Annotated in this window: 21 protein-coding genes and 2 pseudogenes; 13 read left to right on the plus strand and 10 right to left on the minus strand. The window is 55.2% G+C overall.

Annotated features, from left to right (window positions below; translation table 11 throughout):
- Window positions 1-2: 2 nt before the first annotated feature.
- Window positions 3-1776 (plus strand): annotated as a pseudogene (locus DMG62_13270) (chloride channel protein).
- A gap of 548 nt (window positions 1777-2324) precedes the next feature.
- Complete coding sequence (locus tag DMG62_13275) at window positions 2325-2750, plus strand: hypothetical protein (GenBank protein ID PYY22433.1); 426 nt, start codon at window positions 2325-2327, stop codon at window positions 2748-2750.
- Window positions 2751-2985: 235 nt separating this feature from the next.
- Here DMG62_13275 and DMG62_13280 read toward each other — a convergent pair whose 3' ends face one another.
- Window positions 2986-4707 carry a hypothetical protein gene (locus DMG62_13280; GenBank protein PYY22434.1) on the minus strand — a complete coding sequence of 574 codons (1722 nt, stop codon included), beginning with the start codon at window positions 4705-4707 and terminating at the stop codon, window positions 2986-2988.
- Between the two features lie 112 nt (window positions 4708-4819).
- On the opposite strand from DMG62_13280, the pseudogene DMG62_13285 reads away from it, so the two are divergent.
- A pseudogene (locus DMG62_13285) lies at window positions 4820-4957 on the plus strand (pyridoxamine 5'-phosphate oxidase).
- Here DMG62_13285 and DMG62_13290 read toward each other — a convergent pair.
- Together DMG62_13290 and DMG62_13295 are read right to left on the minus strand one after the other, a co-directional pair.
- Window positions 4953-5183 (minus strand): hypothetical protein, encoded by a 231-nt coding sequence (locus DMG62_13290; GenBank protein ID PYY22435.1) that lies wholly within the window; start codon window positions 5181-5183, stop codon window positions 4953-4955. The pseudogene DMG62_13285 and the gene DMG62_13290 overlap by 5 nt on opposite strands.
- Window positions 5173-5436, minus strand: a complete 264-nt coding sequence (locus tag DMG62_13295) for a hypothetical protein (GenBank protein PYY22436.1) — start codon at window positions 5434-5436, stop codon at window positions 5173-5175. The genes DMG62_13290 and DMG62_13295 overlap by 11 nt, the downstream gene beginning before the upstream one ends.
- Window positions 5437-5551: 115 nt before the next feature.
- On the opposite strand from DMG62_13295, the gene DMG62_13300 reads away from it, so the two are divergent.
- From DMG62_13300 to DMG62_13335, 8 genes are all read left to right on the plus strand, one after another.
- A complete protein-coding gene (locus tag DMG62_13300) occupies window positions 5552-6964 on the plus strand; it encodes a hypothetical protein (GenBank protein ID PYY22437.1) in 1413 nt (470 codons plus the stop codon).
- A gap of 75 nt (window positions 6965-7039) precedes the next feature.
- Window positions 7040-8131, plus strand: a complete 1092-nt coding sequence (locus DMG62_13305) for a hypothetical protein (GenBank protein PYY22438.1) — start codon at window positions 7040-7042, stop codon at window positions 8129-8131.
- 11 nt (window positions 8132-8142) lie between these two features.
- Window positions 8143-8931 (plus strand): ribonuclease III, encoded by a 789-nt coding sequence (gene rnc / locus DMG62_13310; protein ID PYY22439.1) that lies wholly within the window; start codon window positions 8143-8145, stop codon window positions 8929-8931.
- Entirely contained in the window at window positions 8928-9827 is a 900-nt protein-coding gene (gene lepB, locus DMG62_13315; GenBank protein PYY22440.1) for a signal peptidase I, read from the plus strand. Before rnc ends, lepB (DMG62_13315) begins: the two co-directional genes overlap by 4 nt.
- A 109-nt stretch (window positions 9828-9936) precedes the next feature.
- A complete protein-coding gene (gene lepB, locus DMG62_13320) occupies window positions 9937-10653 on the plus strand; it encodes a signal peptidase I (protein PYY22441.1) in 717 nt (238 codons plus the stop codon).
- Window positions 10654-13200 (plus strand): hypothetical protein, encoded by a 2547-nt coding sequence (locus DMG62_13325; GenBank protein PYY22442.1) that lies wholly within the window; start codon window positions 10654-10656, stop codon window positions 13198-13200.
- Between the two features lie 67 nt (window positions 13201-13267).
- Window positions 13268-13954, plus strand: a complete 687-nt coding sequence (locus DMG62_13330; protein ID PYY22443.1) for a hypothetical protein — start codon at window positions 13268-13270, stop codon at window positions 13952-13954.
- A 103-nt stretch (window positions 13955-14057) separates the two neighbouring features.
- Complete coding sequence (locus DMG62_13335; protein ID PYY22444.1) at window positions 14058-14768, plus strand: RNA methyltransferase; 711 nt, start codon at window positions 14058-14060, stop codon at window positions 14766-14768.
- A gap of 39 nt (window positions 14769-14807) precedes the next feature.
- Here the strand turns inward: DMG62_13335 and DMG62_13340 are convergent, their stop codons facing one another.
- The 7 genes from DMG62_13340 to DMG62_13370 form a co-directional block, all read right to left on the minus strand.
- Window positions 14808-15848: a hydroxyacid dehydrogenase gene (locus tag DMG62_13340; protein ID PYY22485.1), complete on the minus strand. Its 1041-nt coding sequence runs from the start codon at window positions 15846-15848 to the stop codon at window positions 14808-14810.
- Window positions 15849-16133: 285 nt separating this feature from the next.
- Window positions 16134-16514, minus strand: coding sequence for a transcription initiation protein (locus DMG62_13345; GenBank protein PYY22445.1), 381 nt, complete (start codon window positions 16512-16514; stop codon window positions 16134-16136).
- 15 nt (window positions 16515-16529) lie between these two features.
- The gene (locus DMG62_13350; protein ID PYY22446.1) at window positions 16530-17066 is read right to left on the minus strand and encodes a hypothetical protein; all 537 of its coding nucleotides are present in this window, start codon (window positions 17064-17066) and stop codon (window positions 16530-16532) included.
- A 285-nt stretch (window positions 17067-17351) separates the two neighbouring features.
- Complete coding sequence (locus DMG62_13355) at window positions 17352-17561, minus strand: hypothetical protein (protein ID PYY22447.1); 210 nt, start codon at window positions 17559-17561, stop codon at window positions 17352-17354.
- A gap of 36 nt (window positions 17562-17597) precedes the next feature.
- Window positions 17598-17834: a hypothetical protein gene (locus DMG62_13360; protein PYY22448.1), complete on the minus strand. Its 237-nt coding sequence runs from the start codon at window positions 17832-17834 to the stop codon at window positions 17598-17600.
- A 115-nt stretch (window positions 17835-17949) separates the two neighbouring features.
- A complete protein-coding gene (gene carB, locus DMG62_13365) occupies window positions 17950-21228 on the minus strand; it encodes a carbamoyl phosphate synthase large subunit (GenBank protein PYY22449.1) in 3279 nt (1092 codons plus the stop codon).
- Between the two features lie 20 nt (window positions 21229-21248).
- Window positions 21249-22379, minus strand: coding sequence for a carbamoyl phosphate synthase small subunit (locus DMG62_13370; protein PYY22450.1), 1131 nt, complete (start codon window positions 22377-22379; stop codon window positions 21249-21251).
- Between the two features lie 249 nt (window positions 22380-22628).
- Here DMG62_13370 and DMG62_13375 point away from each other — a divergent pair, with 249 nt between their 5' ends.
- Together DMG62_13375 and DMG62_13380 are read left to right on the plus strand one after the other, a co-directional pair.
- Window positions 22629-23021: a hypothetical protein gene (locus tag DMG62_13375; GenBank protein PYY22451.1), complete on the plus strand. Its 393-nt coding sequence runs from the start codon at window positions 22629-22631 to the stop codon at window positions 23019-23021.
- A gap of 102 nt (window positions 23022-23123) precedes the next feature.
- Window positions 23124-23999 carry a hypothetical protein gene (locus DMG62_13380; GenBank protein ID PYY22452.1) on the plus strand — a complete coding sequence of 292 codons (876 nt, stop codon included), beginning with the start codon at window positions 23124-23126 and terminating at the stop codon, window positions 23997-23999.
- The last annotated feature ends 105 nt before the right edge of the window (window positions 24000-24104 follow it).

Genomic DNA, 24104 nt, shown 5'->3' on the forward strand with positions numbered 1-24104 from the left:
GCATGTCCGCCGCGCGTGCAAGAGTCTGGAAACGCTTCCTGGCGGGCCAGAACTCGGATCAATCGGAAAAACTCGGCGACTTCACCACAGGCTGGCGCGTTCTGTGGATCGCGCTTCTCGCCATCTGCATCGGCATTCTCAGCAGCTACATCGCATTCCTGTTGCTTCGGCTGATTGGCCTGTTTACCAATCTTTTCTTTTATCAGCGGCTCAGCACTGAGTTCACTTCCCCGGCTCATCATCATCTCGGAGCGCTCGTCATCCTCGTTCCCGTTCTGGGAGCCATCATTGTTGGGCTCCTTGCCCGATATGGATCCGAAAGAATTCGCGGGCATGGAATACCTGAAGCCATCGAATCCATTTTGCTGAAAGGCGGAACGGTAGAACCGAAGCTCGCGATTCTGAAACCATTGTCCGCTGCAATCTCCATCGGTTCCGGAGGGCCGTTCGGCGCTGAAGGCCCCATCATTATGACGGGCGGCGCATTTGGATCGATGGTGGCGCAGTTCTTTCATCTGACAAGCTCCGAGCGCAGAACTCTCATGGTTGCCGGCGCCGCCGCAGGAATGTCGGCGACTTTCGCCACCCCCGTTGCCGCGGCTCTGCTATCGGTCGAACTCCTGCTTTTCGAATGGAAACCTCGCAGTCTGATCCCGGTAGCTATGGCAAGCGCGGCAGCAGCCGCGGCCCGGCGCTACGTTTTAGGCCTTGGCCCACTCTTCCCTGTATTGCCACATTCCTTGCTGGTCGGACCGAAAGGCTTGCTTGGCTGTGTGGTGATTGGAGTGTTGGCCGGAGCACTCTCAGCGCTGCTGACGCTTGGGGTATATCGCTCAGAAGACGCCTTTCAAAAGCTCCCAATTCATTGGATGTGGTGGCCGGCCATCGGCGCTATTGTCGTGGGCGTGGGCGGATTCATCTTTCCCCCAGCGCTCGGCGTCGGGTATGACGTCATCGGCAAACTGCTGCAGAGCGACACCACGCGCACTTTTATCCTCAGCATCCTCATCGTTAAGTCTGTGATCTGGGCGGTATCGCTCGGATCAGGCACCTCCGGCGGAGTGCTCGCTCCACTGCTCATGATGGGCGGTGCTTTGGGCGGCCTGGCATCCCCATTCCTGCCCCAGGAGGGAGTAGGCTTTTGGCCGCTAATCAGCATGGCGGCCGTCCTGGGCGGGACCATGCGATCTCCGTTCACTGCGGTAATCTTCGCCCTGGAGCTGACACACGACATCGATGCCTTGCTCCCCCTGATGACGGGGCTATCACCTCAGCCGTGAGTACTCGGTAGATCCGCTGGAAATACTCTTCGTTCGCGAGGTGATGCGCACCAGCATCGTCGTTCTTCCCACCAACGTGTCGGTGCAGGAACTTTCAACCTCACTGCGAAGCAAAAACTCGCGGGGCCAGAGGCTATATCCAGTTCTGAATGGAGATGGGAAACTTTCCGGAGTGCTAACTCGCGGAGATCTCTACAAGATCATCGAAGAAAACGCAAATCGCGACGGCTCAATGCGACTAACTGAGACCCTGAGGACAGCCCCCACATGCGCTTACCCGGACGAGCCGCTCAGAGTCGTCGTATACCGCATGGCGGAAACCGGCTTCACACGCTTCCCCGTGGTGGAACGGGACGATCATGGCAAGCTCCTGGGAATCGTCTCGTTGGATGACCTGCTCAAAGCGCGCGTCGCGACTCTGGAAGCAGAAACACGCCGCGAACGAGTTCTGCGCATTCGATACCTCTTCCCATTTCAACCGAATCGCAGCGGCTAGCTGGGTCAATAACCGCAAAGCGCCATAAGAAAGCAGAACCACCTGCGGTAGCGGGTGGCGCCGTGGGGCTTGGAGCAGTTGGGCTCGGTGCCGCTCGGGGCTGCACCATTGCACCCGCTCCCTGCCCATTTCTGATAGAAGGAGATTTCTCCGTAACTCTTTTGTGGCGTGATTTGGTCTATTAACTGAGAGCGTCGAGAGTGCTTCACGCACAGGTCCGCCTTCACGGTTGAAGCGCTCTACGAAATCGGACGATTCATCACTCATAAGTCACTCCATATTTACTCCGACCGAGTTCAATTTGGGAAAGAGCGCCGCAGCCGGGTCCCAACGAACGCGGCTTTCGTTCGTTGGGTGGCAAGGCGCTCACGCTCCACAGGAGGGCTAGTCCCTTAGTGACTGCCTGACTGGGCCTTCGTAACTGAAGACTGGGAGCATGCTGCCATACCATTTCCTTAATTTGAGGTAACCCTATGGAGATGCCAACAGAAGTTATGGCCTTACCACGGAACACGGTAATGGCTTTACGGCGACACAGTATCTTGATTATGGGGATATTTGTGTTGGCGGCAGTGGTGTTTGCGGGTTGGATGTACGCACAACGGCGGAACGATGACAGCCTCTCTGCGCAATTTCGCAGCTCGGCGCAACAAGCCTATCGCGCAATCAGCAATTGCGAAAATTACAAGCTCACACGCGGAGACTCCTATCAGGTACGCGAGCTGGAGGCAGAGAAAGCTGTAGCCGCAGCCGGCGCAATCGCTAGAAGCAATGCTGATCGGCTGGCGGCCATGGCCCTATCCGATTACCTGCATCAAGTGAAGATAGTTCACCTGGCTTGGCAAAACCGTGATCGAAAGAGCGGCAAACAGGGTTATGCGGAATCCAGCCGCGAATTACGGACGGCAAAACAAAAAGTGCATGCCTTCATCTCAATAGCTGAAGAACGGACGCACAAACCTGCACGAGGGTAAGCGAAGCGGAGCCTGGCAAGGCGGACGCGTGCACCTCTTTCCCGTGATTCGTCGTCAAGCAGAACCACCTGCGCTAGCGGGTGGTGCTGTGGGGCTTTGGTGTTGTTGGGCTCGGTGTTGGGCAGAACCACCTGCGGTAGCGGGTGGTGCTGTTGTTTTTGGGGTTGCTGTTGGGGTTGACGTGGTTCACTGACGACAACTGCAACTTCAACCGCAACCCCAACTGCACCACCCGCTACCGCAGGTGGTTCTGCCCAAGCTCAACCGCACCACCCGCTACCGCGGGTGGCTCCGCCTTGGCGCGCGCGGTCTTGATCTGGGACAGGTCCGGATCGGCGTGCTGCCACGCTTCGAGGAAGTCGCGGTAGGCTTTCACGGCTTGTTCGTTCTTGCCCTGCTTTTCCCATGCAGTGGCGATGCCGTACAGCGCGAAGCCAGAGTGTGGACGCTCTTCGAGCTCTTTCTTATACGCTTCGCGGGCTTCTTCAAACCTTCCGGCGCGGATCAGTGCGCCGCCCAGCACCTCCAGCGGAGGACGCGAATACTGCGGGGGCTCGGTGTATCCGAGTTCTTTTTCATCTTTGCCGGCGCGTTCGAGGAGCTTGCGTCCCTGCTCAAGGTTGCCTTTTCCCATTTCGGTATCGCCGCGCAGTTCGAGGGATGCTGTGCCTAACAGCTTCAGAACGCGGTCTCGCCAGTTCTTGTTCTCTTCATCCACATCTTCTTTCGACAATCGCCAAAGCAGCGCGTCGAGAACTCTAGCCTGGTGCTCGGCTTCGTTCAATTGGCCGGATTCGGCGGCTTTCATGCCCTTGGCGTAGGCGAGCAGGCCATCGCGATAGTTGCGCGCCCACACACTCACTTTTGCTTCGGGAACGCCGAACTGCAGTGGATGGCGGATGGCGCTGTCCCAGTCGGCGAAGCGGATCGCCAGCCTGGTTTCTGTGCTGCCGATCTGGAGAACGTAGAAGTTCGGGGCGCCGGAGTGATCGGGATCGCCGTACAGGCCCTCGAGAAGGCGGGCATGCTGCTGCGCCTCCTGATACTTGCCTTCTTCGGCGCAGTCAGCGATCAGGTAGGCGATATTGTGGGCGTAGTTCCAGTCATCTTTCTCTGCTACGTGCTGCCGGTCCATGTAGGCGCGATCGACGTGCATGGAATCGAGAAAGATCTGTCTGGCGCGCTCGTAGTCGCCGACGCGATAAAAGATGTGTCCGGGCATGTGGACCATGTGTCCGGAATCTGGAGCGAGCGATCCGAGGCGCTCGGCGCTTGGGATTGCCAATTCGGGATGGCTGCCTTCCACGGCGTGGATCCAGTAGTGGTTGGCGGCGGCGTTGTCGGGATGCTGCTGCAGGATCTCGCGCAGTACCGACTGCCCATAAAGGGAACCGGAGCGCGGTTCGCCCTCGGTTGAATAGCCATGATTCAGGGAGAGCGCATAGAGGAGGCGGGCTTCGAGATCATCCGGATAGCGGTCGATCAACGCTTCCATTTGCTTGGCGTAAGCGGCTTCGGCATCGTCGTCGTCTTTCTTCTTGTCGCTCGCGACGTCGGCGTGAATGTAGCGCTGCTCATGGTCAGTCGCTTTCGAGGCGAGCTCTTCCGCTTTCTTCAGCTCCGCTTTGTGCTGTTCCTTGTCGCCGCCGCGACTGTCGAGTGCGCGGGCCAGTCCCCAATGACACATCGCGCAATCGGGATCGAGGCGCACCGCCTCTTCAAAGGTGCGTAGAGCCTCATAGTCCCAAAAGCAATGTAGGGCTGCGAGTCCCTGATCGAACCATTGCTGTGCCTCGGGCGATTTTGTCGTGATCGTGATATGAGCATGGCCTAATCCGCTCATCTTCTTCGGAGCGGGCAGCTTGGTTAGATCGAGCCGCGCGTTCTCAGGATCGGCCGTGTGCTGGTGCTGGGCGAAGGAGAACGTCGCGATGAGAAGGAAAGCCAGGATTCTCATGGGTGCTATCGGGAACTATATACGCCAGAGTACTGGCGGCGGTAGGGACGGCGGAACTACCTGCGGTAGCGGCTGGTGCAGTTGTTTTTTGGGTTGCCGTTAACCTTTATCGTTGCTAGTGAATGCCTTGAGTTGCGGCGGAACTGCAACAGCAACCGCAATTACAACCGCCACAGCAACCGCAACTACAACAGCACCACCCGCTACCGCAGGTGGTTCCGCCACCCAACGGCTATCGGTACTACTTACTCCAGTTGCGTCGGTGGCGTCAGGACTTTGCGCGCTTCGTCGGCATCTTCCTCGCGCACTAGCAGCTTGAACCCGCCGCTAGCCCAGGCGATATGCGGACGCATCCCTCCGGCCGTGTCGGCCTGGATCATTGCATCGATTTCTGCAGATTCAAGAGCGCTCGCAGCGATGTCAGCTTCGGCTTCTGTGGCGAAGGTTCGCACTACAACTAAATCATCATCCTGCATGCTTATATTCTAGGCGTTGCGCTAGGGGCAAAAGCCAATTCACCGACAAAAGAACAATGAGGAAAACCTTGTGCTTTCCTCCGTACCTCCGTGTCTCCGTGGTGAAAGAAGCCCGCTCAAGCTGGTAGCCACTCTCCCTTCTACAGTAAAATTGAGCATCCCCGTCGAACCGTAGGAGGCTGTCTCTGGGTTTCCGTTTTCTCTGCCGTGCGTCTTCGGCTTTACTGCTCGCTTGCCTACTGTCTTCCAGCACATTCGCTCAAAAAACCGCGCCACTTGCCGCGTCACATTCGGGGCTAGTCGCCGATCCGGCCGGCCAAAAGATTACGCTCGATGTCAGTGAGACCTTTTTCTCGTTTTTTGCTGGATTGAATGCCTGTGGCTATGACCAGGAGCTTTCGTCATCAGAGGCGGTTCGCAACCAGATTCGCGCTGATGTGATTCGCGCGGTGGCTGCATCGGAAGATGCGCAATTCGAGCGTAAGCAGCTTTGTGACTACGTCCGCGACCATCAGGCAGCCGATCCTTCCCGCAACATCGCGCAGTATGTCTCGCTGGCGCTGTACACGACCGAACCGCCGGAGTTTAAGACTACGATCCGGGACGCCGATCTGCCTCCGGACGCGCAGAATGTACTCGGGTATCTGCCGGTGCTTCAGGCCTTCTATCAGGCCGTGCATTTGCATCAGCTGTGGGTGCGATACGAGCCGCAATATCAGGCTTATGTCGATCGCTATCACAACCAGGTAGCGAACATGATTCTGGAGACGGACGCTTATCTCCGTCTGCCCATCAGCGGATATGTGAGCCGCAGCTTCGCTCTTTATATTGAGCCGCTGGTCGCGCCGCGAGAAATCAACGCACGCAACTATGGCGTGAACTATCTGATGGTGATGGCGCCGGATAACGGCGTGTTGAAGATGGAACCGGTGCGGCACACCTATCTTCATTACACGCTCGATCCGATGGCGCTGAAGCGCTACAACCGCATGCAGACGTTGAAGCCGCTGCTGCAGACGGTCGCGAATGCTCCGCTGGATGAGAAATTCAAGACGGATATTGCGCTGCTCGTCACGGAATCGCTGATTCGCGCGGTTGAGATTCGCACCACGCCAGTTCCTTTCGTCGACGGTGAAGATCGCAAGCAGCGGGAAAAGCGCCTTGAGAGCACCCATTCGCGCGCGGTGGATGAGGCCATGCAGCAGGGATTCATCCTGACGCGGTACTTCAACGAGCAGTTCGCAGATTTTGAGAAAGGCGAGGTCGGTTTCCAGGACGCCTTTGCACCGATGCTCACCAACCTGAATCTGACCATGGGACGCGAGGAGAAGCGCGCCCGTGAGATTACGTTCGCCAAGCAGGGCTCTCCCGATTTGGTACGCTCCACGGTGAAAGCTCCGGCGGATTCTCTGGATGCTGCGGAAGAGAGTTTGATCGCCGGCGATGCCAAAGGCGCAGAGGAGATTGCCACGGGGGCGATCAGCAGCGGTTCGAGTGACGAGGCGCGCGCAACGTTCATTCTGGCTCGCGCTTCGTCGCTGCAGGGCAAAATGCAGAACGCGATCGACAATTTCCAGAAGACGCTGCAACTCAGTCACGATCCGCGTATGCTTGCGTGGTCGCACATTTACCTTGGGCGCATCTTCGATATTCAAGAGAACCGTGAGTCTGCGCTCCGGCATTACAACGCAGCTTTGAACGTCGGCGATGCTGCTCCGGATACCAGGATGGCGGCTGAGCGCGGTCTGCAGAAGCCTTACGAAGCGCCACGCAATAAATAACTGCTAAGCTCCTTAGTTCTGAGCTGGCGGTTTAGAAGCTCAGAAGCTTAGGGAGCTAAGCCCATATTGGAACTAATGACGAATCGGAACTTCTCTTCTGTTATTAAGGGCGCGGTGATGCTTCCAAAGGGCACCGGCCGCTGCCGCAGTGGGTTCTGCCGGCTGGTTTGTGCTTCCCTGCTTGCGACTGCCGGGTTTGCGCAGACTACGCAACCAACCGAAACGCCTCAGGCTGGATCGACGCAGCCGGCACAGAAACCGGCCACTCCGCCGCCAACAAATCGTCAGATTCCGAGTCTTGTTGGTGGTCCAACTACGCCGCCTCAAGCGCCTCCTGGTCCGCCGCATAAGACGCCTCCGGCAGCCAAGACAAACGACGAATTTGCTGCTTATAACGCTGCCGTCAGTAATCCGGATATCGGCGCAGCTGAGAAATCGGCCGATGATTTCGCCACAAAATTCACCCAAAGTGACCTTCGCGGACTGCTTTATTCGGCCATCATGCGCCGCTATCAGCAGGCCAATGATCCTGAAAAGACGCTGGAGATGGCGCGGAAGGTTCTTACCTATGAGCCGAACGATCCGGTAGCGCTGGTCATGGCGGCTACAGTGCTCGCAGAACGTACCCGGGAAGGCGATTTAGACCGCGAAGAACGGTACGACGAGGCTGTGAAATACGCGCAAAAGTCGCTCGATACGGTGAATACTGACCTCATGGTGCCGTCAAATGCGGGCGCGGAACAGATCAATTCGGCGAAAAAAGTGCTGCAGTCCATGGCTCATTCCGCGATTGGAATGGTGCAACTAGACCGCAAAAACGACGCCGCAGCCAGTCAAGAGTTCCAGCAATCGATCGCTTTGAGTGTCCCAGGACAGGTAGAACCGCTCACTTACCTGCGTTTAGCGCTGGCACAAGACCATCTAAAGCAGTACCCGGAGGCCTTAATTTCGGCGAATAAGGCGGTAGAAGTGTCGCCGGCAAACTCTCCAGTGGCGATGTTAGCGAAGCAGGAGGTCGATCGTTTGACGGAGTTGAGCAAAGCTGGCGCTCCGGGAGCGGGAATTCCGGCTCCGGAGGCGTCCACAAATGCCGTTCCGCCCGCGTCAAAACCGCCTTCAGAGGCGCCCAGAAGCACCACTATACCGAGGTCAGAAACGCCTAGGTAGTACTTGCGTCGATGAAAATCGAAGACCTCGAACAACTAGAATCGGCGCTGGAATACCATTTTTCTGACTCAGAACTGCTCCGACAAGCCCTTACACACAGCTCGTTAGCGCACGAAATGGAGACCAAAGCCGCAGCAAGTGGAGGCGATGATGGCGCTAATCGGGCGAAAGATAACGAACAATTTGAGTTTTTAGGCGACGCAGTGCTGGGTTTAGTAAGCAGCGAACTGCTGTTTCAGCGCTTTCCAGCGCACCAGGAAGGCCAACTTTCGAAGATGCGAGCGCATTTAGTGAGCGCTCGGCATCTAGTTAAGGTGGCGCGAAACCTCCAACTCGGACGCTATTTGCTGCTCGGACGCGGCGAAGAACGCAGCGGTGGAAGGGCAAAACCGGGTCTGTTAGCGGATGGATTAGAGGCTTTGATCGCCGCAATCTACCTCGATGGGGGCATGGAACCCGCGCGAAAAGTGATTGTAAGGCTCATTTTGGAGCCGGAATTGGTGCGTTTGGAGTCTAATCCTGATCTGAATGAGCACTTTACCGATTACAAATCGGCGCTCCAGGAGTGGGTTCAGGCGAAGGGATTGGCACAGCCTGTGTACTCCGTAGTGAGTGAAACCGGCCCCGAACATCGGAAACTGTTCACTATGCAGGTTCGTATCCTTGAGCAAGGGGCGTTGGAACCGATTTATATGGCCACCGGCGAGGATTCAACAAAGAAAAAAGCCGAGCAGCAGGCAGCACGAATCGCGCTTGAATATCTCCGCTCTCACGAGCCAATTCAGGCAGAACAGCCATGAACGAGCACATGCAATCGCCCGAAATCCCGGCCGTTGAAGCCTCAGAAAGCTCCGAAACTGCCGCTTTTGTTGCACTTGCTGACCCCAAAACGAGTGTTCCCGGAGGCCCAGAAACTGCGACAGAGTCGAGTTCGGGAGGTGTAATTTCTAAATCGCCGACCCGGGTTCCCCGTCGCAGGAACGCCGAAGACTGGATGAGCGGCATTCAGTGGCTTTCATCCACAGTTGTTCTTGCAGTATTTGTGATTACTTTCCTTGCCCAAGCCTTTCAGATCCCATCGCAATCGATGGAAAAGACGCTGCTTATTGGCGATTATCTGCTCGTCGATAAGGTCCATTACGCTGAGGGAGGCATCTGGAACTCCCTTTTGCCTTATTCGCAGATCGGGCGCGACGACATCATTGTCTTTCGCTATCCCGTGCAGCCAACTCAGCATTTTGTGAAGCGCGTGATTGGAATCCCAGGCGATCGCATTCACTTGTATCGCGGAAAGGTCTTTGTAAATGGAAAATCTATCGATGATGCCACTTTTGCCATTCATAAGAGCCAGCAATTTGACTCTTACCGCGACAATTTTCCCGCCGGAAATTACATTAGTCCCGAAGTGAACTCGCGCTGGTGGCTGGAGATGCACAACATCGTGCATCAGGGAGAAATCGTCGTGCCGCCTGATAAGTACTTTGTAATGGGCGACAATCGAGATGAGAGTCTTGACAGTCGCTATTGGGGATTTGTTCCCCGTGAAAACATCATTGGTCGCCCGTTCCTGATTTACTGGTCAGTCAGGCGCCCTGAGAGTGCGTCGACGGATGGTAAACTTGAGCGTTTGCTCTATACGCTGGTACACCTTCCGGAGGACGCTCGTTGGGACCGGACCTTCCATCTAGTTCGCTGATTTTTTTCCCTGACTGGACTACTTAATTGTGAAAACTGACGTACTCATAGCGAAAGAAAAGACGCAGTCGGCCCCTGCCGAGAAGCCGCAAAAGAAGAAGGAAACGCCCATGGAGTTCATTTCTTCCATGGCAGCGGTTCTAGTCACTGGACTTTTCATCATTACATTCAACATCCAAGCCTTTGAAATTCCATCGAGTTCGATGGAATACACGCTTTTGATCGGCGATCACGTCTTTGTAGACCGCATTACAGTCGCTCCACCTACGCATTGGGCTCCGTTTGAACACTACCGAAAGATTCAGCACGGCGACATCGTTGTTTTTCTGTCGCCGCAAACACCCGGACTTTATGTCGTGAAACGTGTGATTGGCATCCCGGGAGACAGACTTCATTTGCGCGACGGGGTCGTCTATCGCAATGGACAGCCGCTTCATGAGCCTTATTTGATTCACAAAGTAGGTGATTACAACCCGTATCGGGACAATTTTCCTGCCGTCCCAGCGATACAGGCGTCTGCGCAAGTCTCTCCAGAATGGCCAGTGCAAGTAGGAGTGCTGAAGCAAGGAGACGATCTGGTGGTGCCTCCGGACAGCTATTTTGGTATGGGCGACAACCGCGACGAAAGCTACGACAGTCGTTATTGGGGATTCATTCCTCGCGAGAACATCATCGGGCGACCTCTGTTTGTCTATTGGTCATTTGAAACACCTCCGGATCAGTGGCAAAAGACCGAGATAACTGAACGCCTGCACTTCCTTGGACACGTCGCTCTCCATTTTTTTGACGAAACACGCTGGCGCCGCATGTTCCATCTGGTGCATTAGATGTCTGCGCTATCGACGCGAAAGCGAGTGTACTTGGCGATGGCGTGCACCCTCGCGTTGGGGTTCTTGCTTCCGCCAACCATCAACCTGAATCATTTCCGAGTGCGGTTCTCGGAATCGCTCTCCCGGTCCATGGGACGGCCTGTAAGCATTCAGGATGTCCGTTTACGGCTACTTCCTATACCCGGCTTCACCTTTCGACGGCTCAGGATCAGCGATGATTACGAATTCGGCGCTGAGCCTATCCTTCTGACGTCGGAAGAGGGTGGGCAGCGCAGTGTCGCAACCCTAAGGTGGTCGTCGCTGTGGAGGGGCAGATTTGAGGTCGCCAGCATTTCACTCACGCAAGCCAGCCTCAACATCGTGCAATCTCCGGGTGGTCATTGGAATCTCGAACGCCTTATCAATCGCGCAGCGCAGGTTCCATCCGCTCCAACTGGCAAGAAGCAGGCGGAAGCAAGATCGCGCTTCCCCTACATTGAGCTCAACGAGAGCCGCATTAACTTCAAGTTTGGTGCTGAAAAGAAACCGTTCGCTCTTTCCGACGCAGAGTTCGCGTTATGGCTTGCTGCGGAAAATCGCTGGAATGTTCGCCTGAAAGCGATTCCGCTGCGGACGGACGAGCGAGTTACCGACACTGGATTGATCAGAGTCTCGGGCTCGTTCGACCGCGCGCCCCAGTTCTCAAGTACACCATTTCACCTGCAGGCGAGCTGGGAACGGCCCGAGGTGAATGCGGTTACTCTCATCACCCGAGGTCACGATCCCGGTTGGCGTGGAGCCGTCGAAGTCAACTCTGAGCTCAAAGGTACTCCCGACAACTTCAGTGCAAGGCTGCTGGTCAGCATTGACGAATTCCGCCGCTTCGACATCGCACGTTATACGTCCTTTAATTTGCGTGTAAGCTGCGAAAACCATTTTTTTGCAGAAACTCCGATTGGAAGTGGAATTAACCAGTGGGAATTCAATTGCCGGGTGCCGCTGGAATCGGGAGTTCTGACTGCTCAAGGCAAGCTTCACGCGCTTGCCTCACCAGATATTTCTGTGCGCCTCGTCGCCAGCAAGGTTCCGATCTCGCCATTGCTTCGCGCTGCGCTACATGCGAAGAGCGCTCTGCCTGATGATCTCAGTGGTGAGGGCGTCCTCGATGGCACGTGGTCGATCGAAGGCACTGCTGGAGGACGAACCAAGTGGAGTGGCGCCGCAACGGCACGCGACGTTGTGATTGAGTCTCGCGTGCTCGATTCTCCGCTCACATTTCCCCGTGTTGTTACCGTGAATTTCAGTTCTCCGGAATTGCCACCGGCACAGCCGCGTCACAAGGTAGACGCGCAAGCAACCGCCTCACGCGCAATCCTTGAGCCTGTCATCCTCGATCTCGGTGGCGAGGCCCAGCTTTCGGCGTCATTCGATGCACAGGGATATCGTGTCGATTTGGATGGGCCAGTCGACTGGCAACGTTTGATGCAGACAGCAAGAGTGCTTGGGCTGAATCCGCCTAAAACCGATCTGCGAGGATCCGGAACTATTACCGCACAGTACTCCGGGGAATGGCGGCACTTCAGTCCGCCATCGGTTGCTGGTCAGGCGCAAATCCGCTCGGCAGTCCTCTCCCTACGCGGATTTTCCGAGCCCCTGAAGTTGATAGGTGGTTCCCTGAAGTTCGACAGCGAGAATGTTAGAGCCGAGCACATTCGCGCCACCTTTCCCAATTCCGAACTAGCCTTCAAAGGAGATTTTTCTGCGGCTCGTAACTGCGAAGAGCACCTGCTTTGCAAAGCTACGTTCGAGCTGCAGGTCGATAATATTAATGACACAGCGCTGATCAAGCTGCTCGGCGCTTCTTCTGGATTGTCGATTCCTTTTTTGAACTCGCGACGGTTCGAAGCGAAGTGGCTGCTCGATGTTCCATGCGACGGCACTATCACCGCTGACCACCTGAAGATCGGAAACTTCGAGGCCAAACATGTGGTGGCCCAACTGGAACTTGCATCTGCAAAAGTTCTCGTCAGGAACTGGACCGCAGATGCATTCGGTGGCCAGCATATGGGTGAGGCCGCATTCGATTTCTCTGGTCCACGGGCCGCGATTACTGGTACCGGATCTCTGAAACGCGTCAGAGTGGAAGACGCTTATGGTGAAGCTGCGGAGCCTCTTGGTACTGGAAGTCTTGACATCGATTATCGGCTGGCGATGAATGGCCGAACTATGGATGAACTGACTTCGTCCGCAAGCGGCTCCGGTGGATTCACGTGGCGCAACGGTGAAATTCGAAGCCTTCATTTCGATGACTTACATGATCCGGCGCTCACTTTTGCGCTGTGGACAGGTCGCTTCATCGTCGAAAAACAGCGCGTTGCGCTGCAGAACACCCGCATGACGTCTGCCTCAGGAATGCGTCGCGAAGTCGTTGGGCAAATATCCTTCAAGAACGAGTGGAATCTGAGGTTTGTGCGAGCCGATGGCAGCGGATTCGTTGCGAGTGGCAAGATCACCGATCCCAGTATCTCGAGCGATATCCCGAAATTGGCCGAAGCACGTCAGTAATCGGGCCAACTATCGCACGGGTCATAGAAATCAAAACACAGTAAAGCAAAGTGGGTTTGAATAATACGTGAGAGATTTTGCGCCAGAGAATCTGCCTCAGCTTGCAAGCTTTCAGCTCGACAGCACTTCGTGGCGGAGCAGATGTACCCTCCTCCGCTCGCAAACAGTCGGGCTCGCATTAATAGGGATACTCTCATTCTCTTTAGTTGGGGTTGCACAGGACAATCGGCACGCCAAGGCTGGGCACTTCTCTACGGCGGCACAGCGGTTCGAAGACAAATTGAATTTCCTCGAACGGAATGGAAAATCCAAACCTGTGCAGCGACGCTCCACTCAGATCAACGCTGATGAAGTGAACGCCTGGTTCCATGAAGGCGGATATAAATTGCCACAAGGAGTTCAGAAAGTAATCTTTCACTCGCAGCCAGACACAATCCAGGCCAATGCGACAGTCGATTTTGATCAGGTAAAAGAAGGACGGCATAACCTGAATCCACTGCTTTCAGTTTTTAGCGGAGTGCACGACGTTGAGGTTACGGCGAATGGGTCAGCCCAAAATGGGCAAGGCCATGTGACCATCCAGAGCGTCTCAATAGACGGCGTCGGCGTTCCACATCTCGCCTTGGAATTGTTCGTCAACAAGTACATCAAGCCCAAATATCCAAATGTCGGCCTTGAGAACGACTTCCAAATGCCCGATCGTATTGATACCGCTACCGTAGGCAACGATAACGCCTTACTCACTCAGAGGTGAATTGGTCCCATTTCGGGCTGCAGCGCGGCATTTCTCTGGGGGAGACTTGCACTCTTGCGACTAGGGCATTCCTGAATTCACCCCTCAACTTACAATTAGATTCTTGCCTGCTACACTGCAATCACGTCTCCGAATCATTCTGGTTCGTCCGCGCAACCCCCTCAACATAGGCGCGGCTGCGAGAGCAATGAGCAATTTCGGGTTCTCTCAGCTTCGCGTGGTGAATCCCTATGAAGTGGCCTTCCGCGAAGCTCGGTCAGCCGTAGGAGCTTCAGATGTGCTGCGGAACGCACAGTCATTCGAGAGCCTATCCGACGCAATCGCCGACTGCTCATTGGTGATAGGAACAACCGCGGTCGCCCACCGTACCTTGCAACATCCTATGGTGCGGCTTGATCGAAGTAGTCCATTGATAACAGTGGATTCGACACACTGTGCACTTCTATTCGGATCAGAGAAGATTGGACTTTCGAACGAAGACCTAAGCTATTGTCATTTGGTCTTGAACATTCCCACAGGGCGAGAGAACGTTTCGATCAATCTGGGACAAGCTGTGGCTGTATGCCTTTACGAACTCATTCGCGAGCCTGCGGATACGGCAGTCCTCAAACAGAGTGAACCTGCGATCGCTGAAGAACTCGAACGATTAACCAGCGTTTTATCGGATGCGCTGTTGGCGAGCGGCTACACCAAGAGAGGCGCGTCTGCTTCCACGACGGAAAAAATACGACGTCTGATCCGTCGTTTGACTCTCTCCAGCGAAGATGCTGAGTTACTTCTCGGAATGCTAAAGAAAATTTCCCGACGACAGTGAGAGACAAAGGAGGGAAACGAGGCGCACCCTCCTGAGCAGCTATGCCTTGAGCGAAGCAATATCCATCACAAACCGATAGCGCACGTCGCTCTTCAAGACACGTTCGTAGGCTTCGTTGACCTGCTGTATCGGTATCACTTCAATATCGGAAGTCACATTGTGCTTGCCACAGAAGTCGAGCATCTCCTGTGTCTCGCGAATGCCTCCGATCATGGAGCCGGAAAGACTCCGTCGGCGACTGATGAGAGGTGCGGCTCCCATTGGCACTTTCTTCTCAGGAATCCCGAGGAGAACCATCGCGCCGTCCAGCTTGAGCAAATCGAGATATTGATTCCAGTCGATATCAGCAGAGACGGTGTTGAGAATCAGGTCAAAATATCCCTTCAACTCCACGAACGTCTCCGGATCCGAGCTCGCATAGTAATGATCGGCGCCAAGCCGTATGCCGTCCGCCTTCTTTCGAAGTGATTGGCTCAAAACGGTGATCTCCGCCCCTAGGGCATGCCCGAGCTTCACACCCATATGACCAAGTCCGCCCAATCCGACGATAGCCACCTTCTTGCCCGGACCAGCCTGCCAATGCATGAGCGGAGAGTACAGCGTGATTCCCGCGCAAAGCAGAGGTGCTGCGGCATCGAGCGGCAGATTGTCAGGTATGCGTAAGATGTAGTCTTCGTTAACTACGATCCTGTCAGAGTATCCGCCGTATGTCGGCGTGCCGTCGTGCTCCCGCGAGTTGTAGGTAAATACGGTGCCATCGCAATACTGCTCCAGGCCTTCTTCGCACTGAGGACAGTTGCGGCAGGAATCGACAAAACAACCAACTCCAACGTTGTCACCAACTTTGAACTTGCGGACTTTGTCGCCGACCGCAGCGACGACGCCTGCGATTTCGTGTCCGGGAACCATCGGGAAGATGCCTTCTCCCCATTCATCACGAACCTGATGTATGTCGGAGTGGCAGATACCGCAGTACTTGATCTCGATCAGGACGTCGTGTTCACGCGGTTCGCGACGTTCAAATGAAAAAGGAACAAGCGAAGCCTTTGCTTTGCCGGCAGCATAACCGATGCTCTTCAGCGCGGCGGGAGCTATGTGGTTCTCAGTTTTCAGCAAGCTATACCCTCCCAGAACCCTCTTCTAAATATAGAGGCGCTCCGGTGGCTAAAGGCGACAAAAAAATAACTAAGCAGAGAGGCACGCAATTCTTCCAGGGGGGCCACTGAGGAAAGAAGCACGAATTGTCTGGCTTTTAGCCTCGCAGTTACCGATTGTTTCGTAGGGCGAAAAATGAATGCACGCATTCTAGTGGTTGGCTCCGAGGGAAAGACCGCTCTCATTGAAAGCCCGACCCGCCACTCCGATTCAACTTGCGCGTCTTGCGCTAGCGGCTGCCACTCTGGCATCCACTTCTCGTACTTCGATCGTGCCGCCAAACTCCAAGTGTGGGCAATCGCGTGAAATTTCGACTGCAACTTCATAGCTCGGTGCCTCGATCAGATAGTAGCCACCAAGCCATTCCTTAGTCTCACTGTAAGGACCGTCTGTGACTAGAATCTTGCCGCTTGCGTTGCGCAGGACTCTTCCCGGTTCGTTTTCCAGCTTGTGGCTGTCAAGATAATGCCCTTCATCCGTGAGCTTCTGGCGCCAGGCTTGATATCTAAGCATTGCCTGTTGCATTACCGCGGGATCCAGTTTCGCACCCGCGGCTCCGTCGTGGTAAAGCAAGAGCAAATATTGAGCCATGACTATCTCCTTGAATTAGCTTACTCGCGTGAACTGCGACACTTCCCTGAATTTCGCTGATCCACCTTGCATGTAGCGCCACTCCGCCGAGAAGTGATTATCGTCAATGAAGTGCATCCTGGCGCTGTGCATGTGCCCTTCATCACCAGTGGGCATGTTGTCTGCACTTACAAACTCAAAGTCGAGTTCTCCGGTCTTTGCGTCGTACAAGGTGGCACGGAGGTGCGGCTGGTTGGCGGCAATGCAGTAGTGCGTCAGAACTAATTCACCGCGGTCAATGTAGTAGACCGTGATCATCTGACCGCTGTTCGGCGGGAGGGCATCGCTCGAGAAGCGTTCCATTACCGCCGATCCTCCGGAAATAATTTCGTATTTCCGCTTCGCATGTTCTCCTTTTGGTCCGACAGATCGCCACTCACCCGCCAGACTCTTGAGCTTGGCAAGGGCTACAGCAGACTGCAGCTCCGCAGGAGTAGCTGGCGGCTTCGTCCCGAGAGTTCCCGAAATGAGGAAAAGAAGCCTTAGGAGCGAGAACAGACTCTTGATCGTCATGGCGTTTCTCCTGGAGGGCATTTCGGGGTGTTCTACTCTGCCCTCTCACCCTATCAACGGACAGGAAGGACGGAAATGGACATTGTTTCAGGAGAAATTTTCGAATTGATTAGGGCAGGCTCGTTTGGTTAGCTTTGCGTTGGCAAACTAAGCGGCTTCTATCTTTGACTCCACTGGCAAACCTGCGTTTCGCCATGCATCAAAGCCACCTTGGAGCGCCCAGGCATGTTTGAAACCGCGTTCGTGAAGCTTCTGCACCAAACTGGTGCTGGATGCTTCGTTCGGTCAAGTACAGTAGCCAACGATGGTTCTCTCTTTCGGGATTTCGTAGATGTGCTCATCCAGATCGTCCGCAGGGACGCGAATTGCCTTTGGCAACATCACATCAGACTGCGCCCACGCTTGCGGATTACGCGTGTCGATGAAGACAATGTCTTCTCCTGCCTGCATTCGCTTCCTTAGTTCATCAATTCCAATCCTGAGATTGTCGGGCATGTGACCTCCTTGCTGCCTCTGGCGTAGATGAAGGTTTTAAGCAGCCCGCTTCAGATCCAGGCTTTCAAAATCGCCGTGTTTCCCGATCACCCTGATCGCCAATGGAATCGTGGTAGCAGCTCCAACGCCGACGAGCGCCAATCCTGCCGCCCTGCGCTGGTCGCGATTGAACCGATCAGAGATCAACAAACCAATTCCTATACCTAATGCCACGCGAGTACCCGCGATGAGAATAACGTCGGTGACGCTCAGTCTACGTTCCATGATGGCCATACAACCTCCGCTGAGAAGTCTGATGCAGAGGCTGCGATTTGCGATCACCCACGAAAATCAGGAAGAAGTTCGGAACCGTAATGCCGATGTTGCCGGAACTGCCGGTTATTCGAAGTTATCGTGCTGCGGTTGCGCGTTCAGCATGCAGGTACTGCAGTACTCGCACGGAGACTTGCCCCTGCTGTAAAGCAGCGATGCCTTCGGCTGCAGCGCGGGCTGCGGCGATTGTGGTCAGGGTGGGAATACGATGGGTCACAGCGGCCCGACGGATCGCCTGCTCATCGAACCATGGATCCTGGCCCTGCGGAGTGTTGACCACAAGCTGGATGCGGTCGCCCTTAATAAGATCGACTACATTGGGGCGGCCTTCTTTGACCTTATAAACGCGTTCTACTGCGAGACCGGCATTTTCCAAAACGCTGGCAGTCCCATGCGTGGCGACGATATTGAATCCCAGCTCTGCGAAACGATGTCCAAGCTCGACGAGACCGCCTTTATCACGATCGGCAACGCTGATGAAAACGGTTCCATTCGTGGGCAATGTCTGTCCTGCGGAAAGCTGGGCTTTGGCGAAGGCTTCCCCAAAGGTGTTGCCGACTCCCATTACTTCTCCAGTAGACTTCATCTCCGGGCCGAGCACCGTGTCTACGCCGGGGAACTTGGTCCAGGGAAACACCGGGCTCTTGACGAAGAAGCATTCGCCGGTATCGAGGTCGGAACGCCGTTCAATGTACTCAGGCAGGAACTCTCGCAGCTTGCGTCCAGTCATGAGCCGGGCAGCGATCTTCGCGAGAGGGATGCCAGTTGCCTTCGATACGAAAGGTACGGTGCGTGACGCACGCGGATTTACTTCGAGCACGTACACCCTGTCCCTCTGAATGGCGAACTGGATATTCATCAGACCGATCACTCTCAGCGCGCGTGCCAGTCGGAAGGTGTAATCGCGCATCACGTCCAGAAGATTTCTGGGAATATCTACAGCCGGAAGCACACAGGAGGAATCGCCGGAGTGAATACCGGCCTCTTCAATGTGCTGCATGATGCCGGCAACTACGACGTCTTCGCCGTCCGAGAGCGCGTCCACGTCAACTTCCACAGCGGCTTCGAGGAAATGATCAATCAACACCGGACGCTCTTGCGAATATTCGACGGCTTCCTTCATGTAGCGGACTACGGACGCGTCGTCGTATGCAATGACCATCGCGCGCCCACCAAGTACATACGAAGGACGAACCAAAACCGGATAACCGACGCGGTTTGCGCCCGCAACTGCTTCTTCGACACTCGTGGATAAGGCACCCGGAGGCTGAGGGATCTCCAGTTCTTCGAGGAGCTTCCCAAAGCGCTTGCGATCTTCGGCTAGGTCGATCGACTCTGGCGAGGTACCGATGATTGGCACTCCAGCGGCTTTCAGCGCAAGCGAGAGATTCAATGGAGTCTGCCCGCCGAATTGCACGATCATCGAGACTGGAGCTCCGCCGGATGCTTCATGTTGGTAAACCGCGAGCACGTCTTCAAGTGTCAGGGGTTCAAAGTAGAGCCGATCGCTGGTGTCATAATCAGTCGACACCGTTTCGGGATTGCAGTTGATCATGATGGTTTCGTAACCATCGTCCCGCAGGGCAAAGGAGGCGTGGCAGCAGCAGTAATCGAACTCAATTCCCTGCCCGATCCGGTTCGGGCCGCTTCCCAAAATGATAACCTTCTTCTTCGGCGTGGGAGGCGCCTCATCTTCTTCTTCGTAAGCCGAGTAGAGATAAGGCGTGTAGCTTTCAAACTCCGCGGCGCAAGTGTCTACAAGTTTGAACACCGGTTTCAGACCATTTTTGGCACGCAGATAGCGAACCTTTTCAGCAGCTCCCTTGCTGTCGCCCATCTTCCACAAATCGGCGAGCCGAGCGTCCGAGATACCCATGCGCTTAGCTTCACGCACAATCTGCGGCGGAGCGGAATCGGCTGGATGCTTCTCGATCTCCTTCTGCATATCGGAGATCTCTTTCATCTGGTGCAGGAACCAGGGATCGATGCCGGTGATCCGCGCAAGCTCCTTGATCGTGTGTCCTTCTCGCAGTGCGTAGCGCAGATACATCAGACGCTCTGGATGTGGAGTTACGAGGCGCTGCATCAATCGCCGTGGCTCAATGTCCTCGGCTGTGGAACGCTTGCCCGTATCCAGCGAGCGAACTCCCTTCATGAGCGCTTCCTTGAAGGTGCGACCGATTGCCATCGCCTCGCCCACCGACTTCATCTGTGGCCCGAGTCCCTCTTCGGCGCCCGGAAACTTCTCGAATTGCCACTTAGGGATCTTTACTACTACATAATCGATCGTCGGTTCAAAACAGGCTGGAGTCTTACGTGTAATGTCGTTGGGAATTTCATCCAGCGTGTAGCCGACAGCGAGTCGGGCAGCGATTTTCGCAATCGGGAATCCGGTTGCCTTAGAGGCCAGAGCAGAAGAGCGAGAGACACGCGGATTCATCTCGATCACCACCATCCGTCCAGTGGCGGGATGAACGCCGAATTGGATGTTCGATCCACCAGTCTCGACGCCGATCTCGCGAATTACCCGGATCGCGGCATCGCGCATGCACTGGTATTCGCGATCAGTCAGCGTTTGTGCTGGTGCAACAGTGATCGAATCGCCGGTGTGAACGCCCATCGGATCGAAGTTCTCAATCGAGCAGATGATGATGACGTTGTCCCTCAGGTCACGCATCACCTCGAGTTCGTACTCTTTCCAACCGAGCACCGACTCTTCGATCAGGACCTCATGAACAGGAGAAAGATCCAGACCGCGTGCAAGGATTTCAAGCAGCTCTTCGCGGTTGTAGGCAATGCCGCCGCCCGAACCACCGAGAGTGAACGACGGGCGGATAATGACTGGAAATCCAATTTTTCCCGAGAACTCGAGCCCATCGCGCAGATTGTTGACGAGAGCGGATTTAGGAACGTCGAGGCCGATGCGCGTCATCGCATCTTTGAACAGCAGCCGGTCTTCCGCCATCTTGATCGCGCGCAGCTGCGCGCCGATCAGTTCCACTCCGTACTTGTCCAAAATACCGGCATCGGCAAGCGCCACCGCAAGATTGAGCGCAGTCTGTCCACCGACAGTCGGCAGCAAAGCGAACTTCCCGCCGGTCGTTCTCTCGAATTCAACGCGAATGATTTCTTCCAGGTACTCGCGCGTCAGAGGTTCAATATAGGTCCGATCTGCAAGCTCGGGATCAGTCATGATGGTCGCTGGATTCGAGTTCGCCAGCACAACTTCGTAGCCCTCCGCCTTCAACGCCTTGCAAGCCTGTGTGCCTGAATAATCGAATTCAGCGGACTGGCCTATGATGATTGGGCCAGAGCCGATCACGAGGATCTTCGAGATGTCGTTACGTCTTGGCATCGTTCAGAACTGATTTCGTCTCAACCCTTCCACTCGTGCATCATCTTCACAAAGTCGCCGAACAAGTAATGGGAATCATGTGGACCGGGCGAAGCTTCCGGGTGGTACTGCACGGTAAAGAGCGGCATTGTCTTGTGCCGCATACCCTCGAGTGTGCCGTCGTTCAGATCGAAATGAGTCATCTCCACTTCACTCTGTTTGAGAGAATCAGGATCCACGGCAAAATTGTGGTTATGGGCTGTGATCTCGATCTTGCCCGTAGTTTCCTGACGCACTGGGTGATTTCCGCCATGATGTCCAAATTTCAACTTGTAAGTTTTTCCTCCGAGTGCTAAGCCAACGAGCTGATGACCAAGGCAGATTCCGAAAATGGGAGTCTTCCCCGCCAGCTTGCGAATGCTGTCATGCGCGTATGTAACTGGTTCGGGATCGCCTGGACCGTTGGACAGGAACACACCGTCCGGCTTGAGCGCGAGGACATCTTCTGCGCTGGTTTCCGCCGGCACTACGGTCACGTTGCAGCCTTGGTCTACGAGCATCCGCAGGATGTTCTGCTTGATGCCATAGTCGTAGGCAACTACATGCAGCGCGTGCTCAGGACTGAACTCCTTCACTGGCTGACCGGCATAGGTCAGGATCGGACCCTGATTCCAGGAATAACGCTGCTTAGTACTCACCACTCGGGCGAGGTCGGTGCCGTCCATTTTGGGAATGGAACGAGCCTTAGCCACGAGCTTGTCCGGATCCGACTCGATCAGCGAGACCACTCCCCGCATCACCCCGTGCGTTCGCAAGTGTCGAACTAGAGCTCGCGAATCAACGTCGGCAATGACCGGAATATTGAAGCGTTCCAGGTACTCGTCTGCAGCCTGCTGGGAGCGCCAGTTCGAGCTGATTGGCGAAAATTCGCGAACGACCAGCCCTTCAATGAAGGGTCGAACAGCTTCGTTGTCTTCGGGATTCGTGCCGTAGTTGCCGATTTGCGGGTTGGTGAGTACTACAATCTGCCCGGCGTAGGATGGATCGGTGAAGATTTCCTGGTAGCCGGTAAGAGAGGTATTAAAAACGACTTCCCCGTAGCACTCTGCTTTTGCTCCGTAGCCTTTGCCTCGGAAGATGCGGCCATCTTCCAGCGCAAGGATTGCTTGCACCTGTTTCTCCGGGGGTGGATTTTACAGATTTTATCACGTTGGAAAAGCTTGAAAACGAGGGTCGCAGTGGAAAATCGGGACCTTGCAGCTGGATCTACTACTCCAGGCATCCTTCTGCTCACCTCCGGCAACTAATGCGAATGGAATTCTAGTATCGCTTTTCTATCCCCCAGGTGCTCGCGCTTAGGTCGCTATCACCGCAGACGTCGGCGTTAAAAGCAAGGAAATCCACGGAAAGGTGCGTTGGGCATGAAAGCCATCCTCTTTGTCGACGATCATGAAGTGCTGGCTCGCTTGAGTTGCGAGATTCTCGAGATGCAAGGGTATAAGGCGGTGAGCGCCTACAGTGCAAAGGAAGCCTTGGAAAAATTCAGTCAGCAGGACTTCGACATCCTGGTCACGGACTTCCGTATGGACGGGATGAATGGCGTCGAACTGGCGCATCGGATCCGCGAGAAGAGCCCAAACACTCCCGTGATCATCGTCACCGGCTACGGTCCGGTGGATGGCGGAAAAGACGTGAACGCCTGTCTTCCGAAAGAAGATCTCTTTCCTGCCCTCCTCGAAAAAATTAAGTTTTACCTCGGTGAAGGAGACGCTGCAACGAGAACCGAGGAACCAGCAAGCGTCGTCAACTCGTAACCAGCCTGCCCTCCCCCAATCCCGGCCTTCGTTTCGACGAAGGCCGGAGCCTTTTTGACGCTGGACGCGGATGAGTCGTGCAATTGCTAGACTTGAATCCTCATGCGTCGCTTGATCATTAACGCCGACGACTTCGGCATGACTGCCGGCGTGAATCGCGCGATCTCGGAAGCTCATCGTGCTGGGCTAGTGACGTCGGCGACGGTCATGGCGAACGAGAGTGCAACCGACGACGCCATCTCGATCGCAAAGCAGAATCCCTCCCTGCGGACCGGATGCCACATTGTCCTCGTAGATGGCAGGCCATTCTCCGAGCCGCAGAAAGTTTCAACGCTCATCGATTCCTGGAACGGACATGGCGCAAGCTTTCGAAGAGGCATTCCTCAATTAGCGATTGCATCGGTTGCCGGACGAGTGCGGCAGACGGACGTGCATGACGAGGCGTCGGCACAGATCGAACGCCTGCAGGCACGTGGACTTGTGCTGTCTCACGTGGACTGTCATATGCATTCGCACATCCTTCCTCTGGTTTTGCGCGGAGTACTGCAAGCGGCGCGCGAGCATGGGGTGGATGCGGTTCGTAACCCGTTTGAGCCGACCTGGTCCGTGGCAGCCACTCACAAGAGCTCCAGCTTGCGTTCATGGAATCGCTCTGCTCAGGTAACCGTGCTACGCGCGCTTCACTCGCAATTCCGCAGCACAGTGAACCAGTACGGAATGAAAACAACCGACGGCACCATCGGAATTGCAGTTACAGGGCTGCTCAACCGCCAGTTGCTGACGCGCCTGATTGAGTCAATGCCGGAAGGTATATGGGAACTCGTAACCCATCCTGGATATAACGATCGCGCCCTCATGGAATCGAGCACCGAGCTCAAACAGTCGCGCACAACCGAACTTGAACTCCTCACCTCTCCGGAAATTCTCGAACTACTTCGCATGCGTGGCATCCAGCTGATTGATTATGGCGATTTATGAGCCATGGTCGCCAGGTTGCACGCTATTGTCAGTGGCGAACTATGTTCGCTGCTATCATGAGGCCATTTTGCAGTGCAAGGAAAATCCGTCGGTCCGCATTCCGAC

Source organism: Acidobacteriota bacterium, assembly GCA_003225175.1.
GTDB lineage: Bacteria > Acidobacteriota > Terriglobia > Terriglobales > Acidobacteriaceae > Gp1-AA112.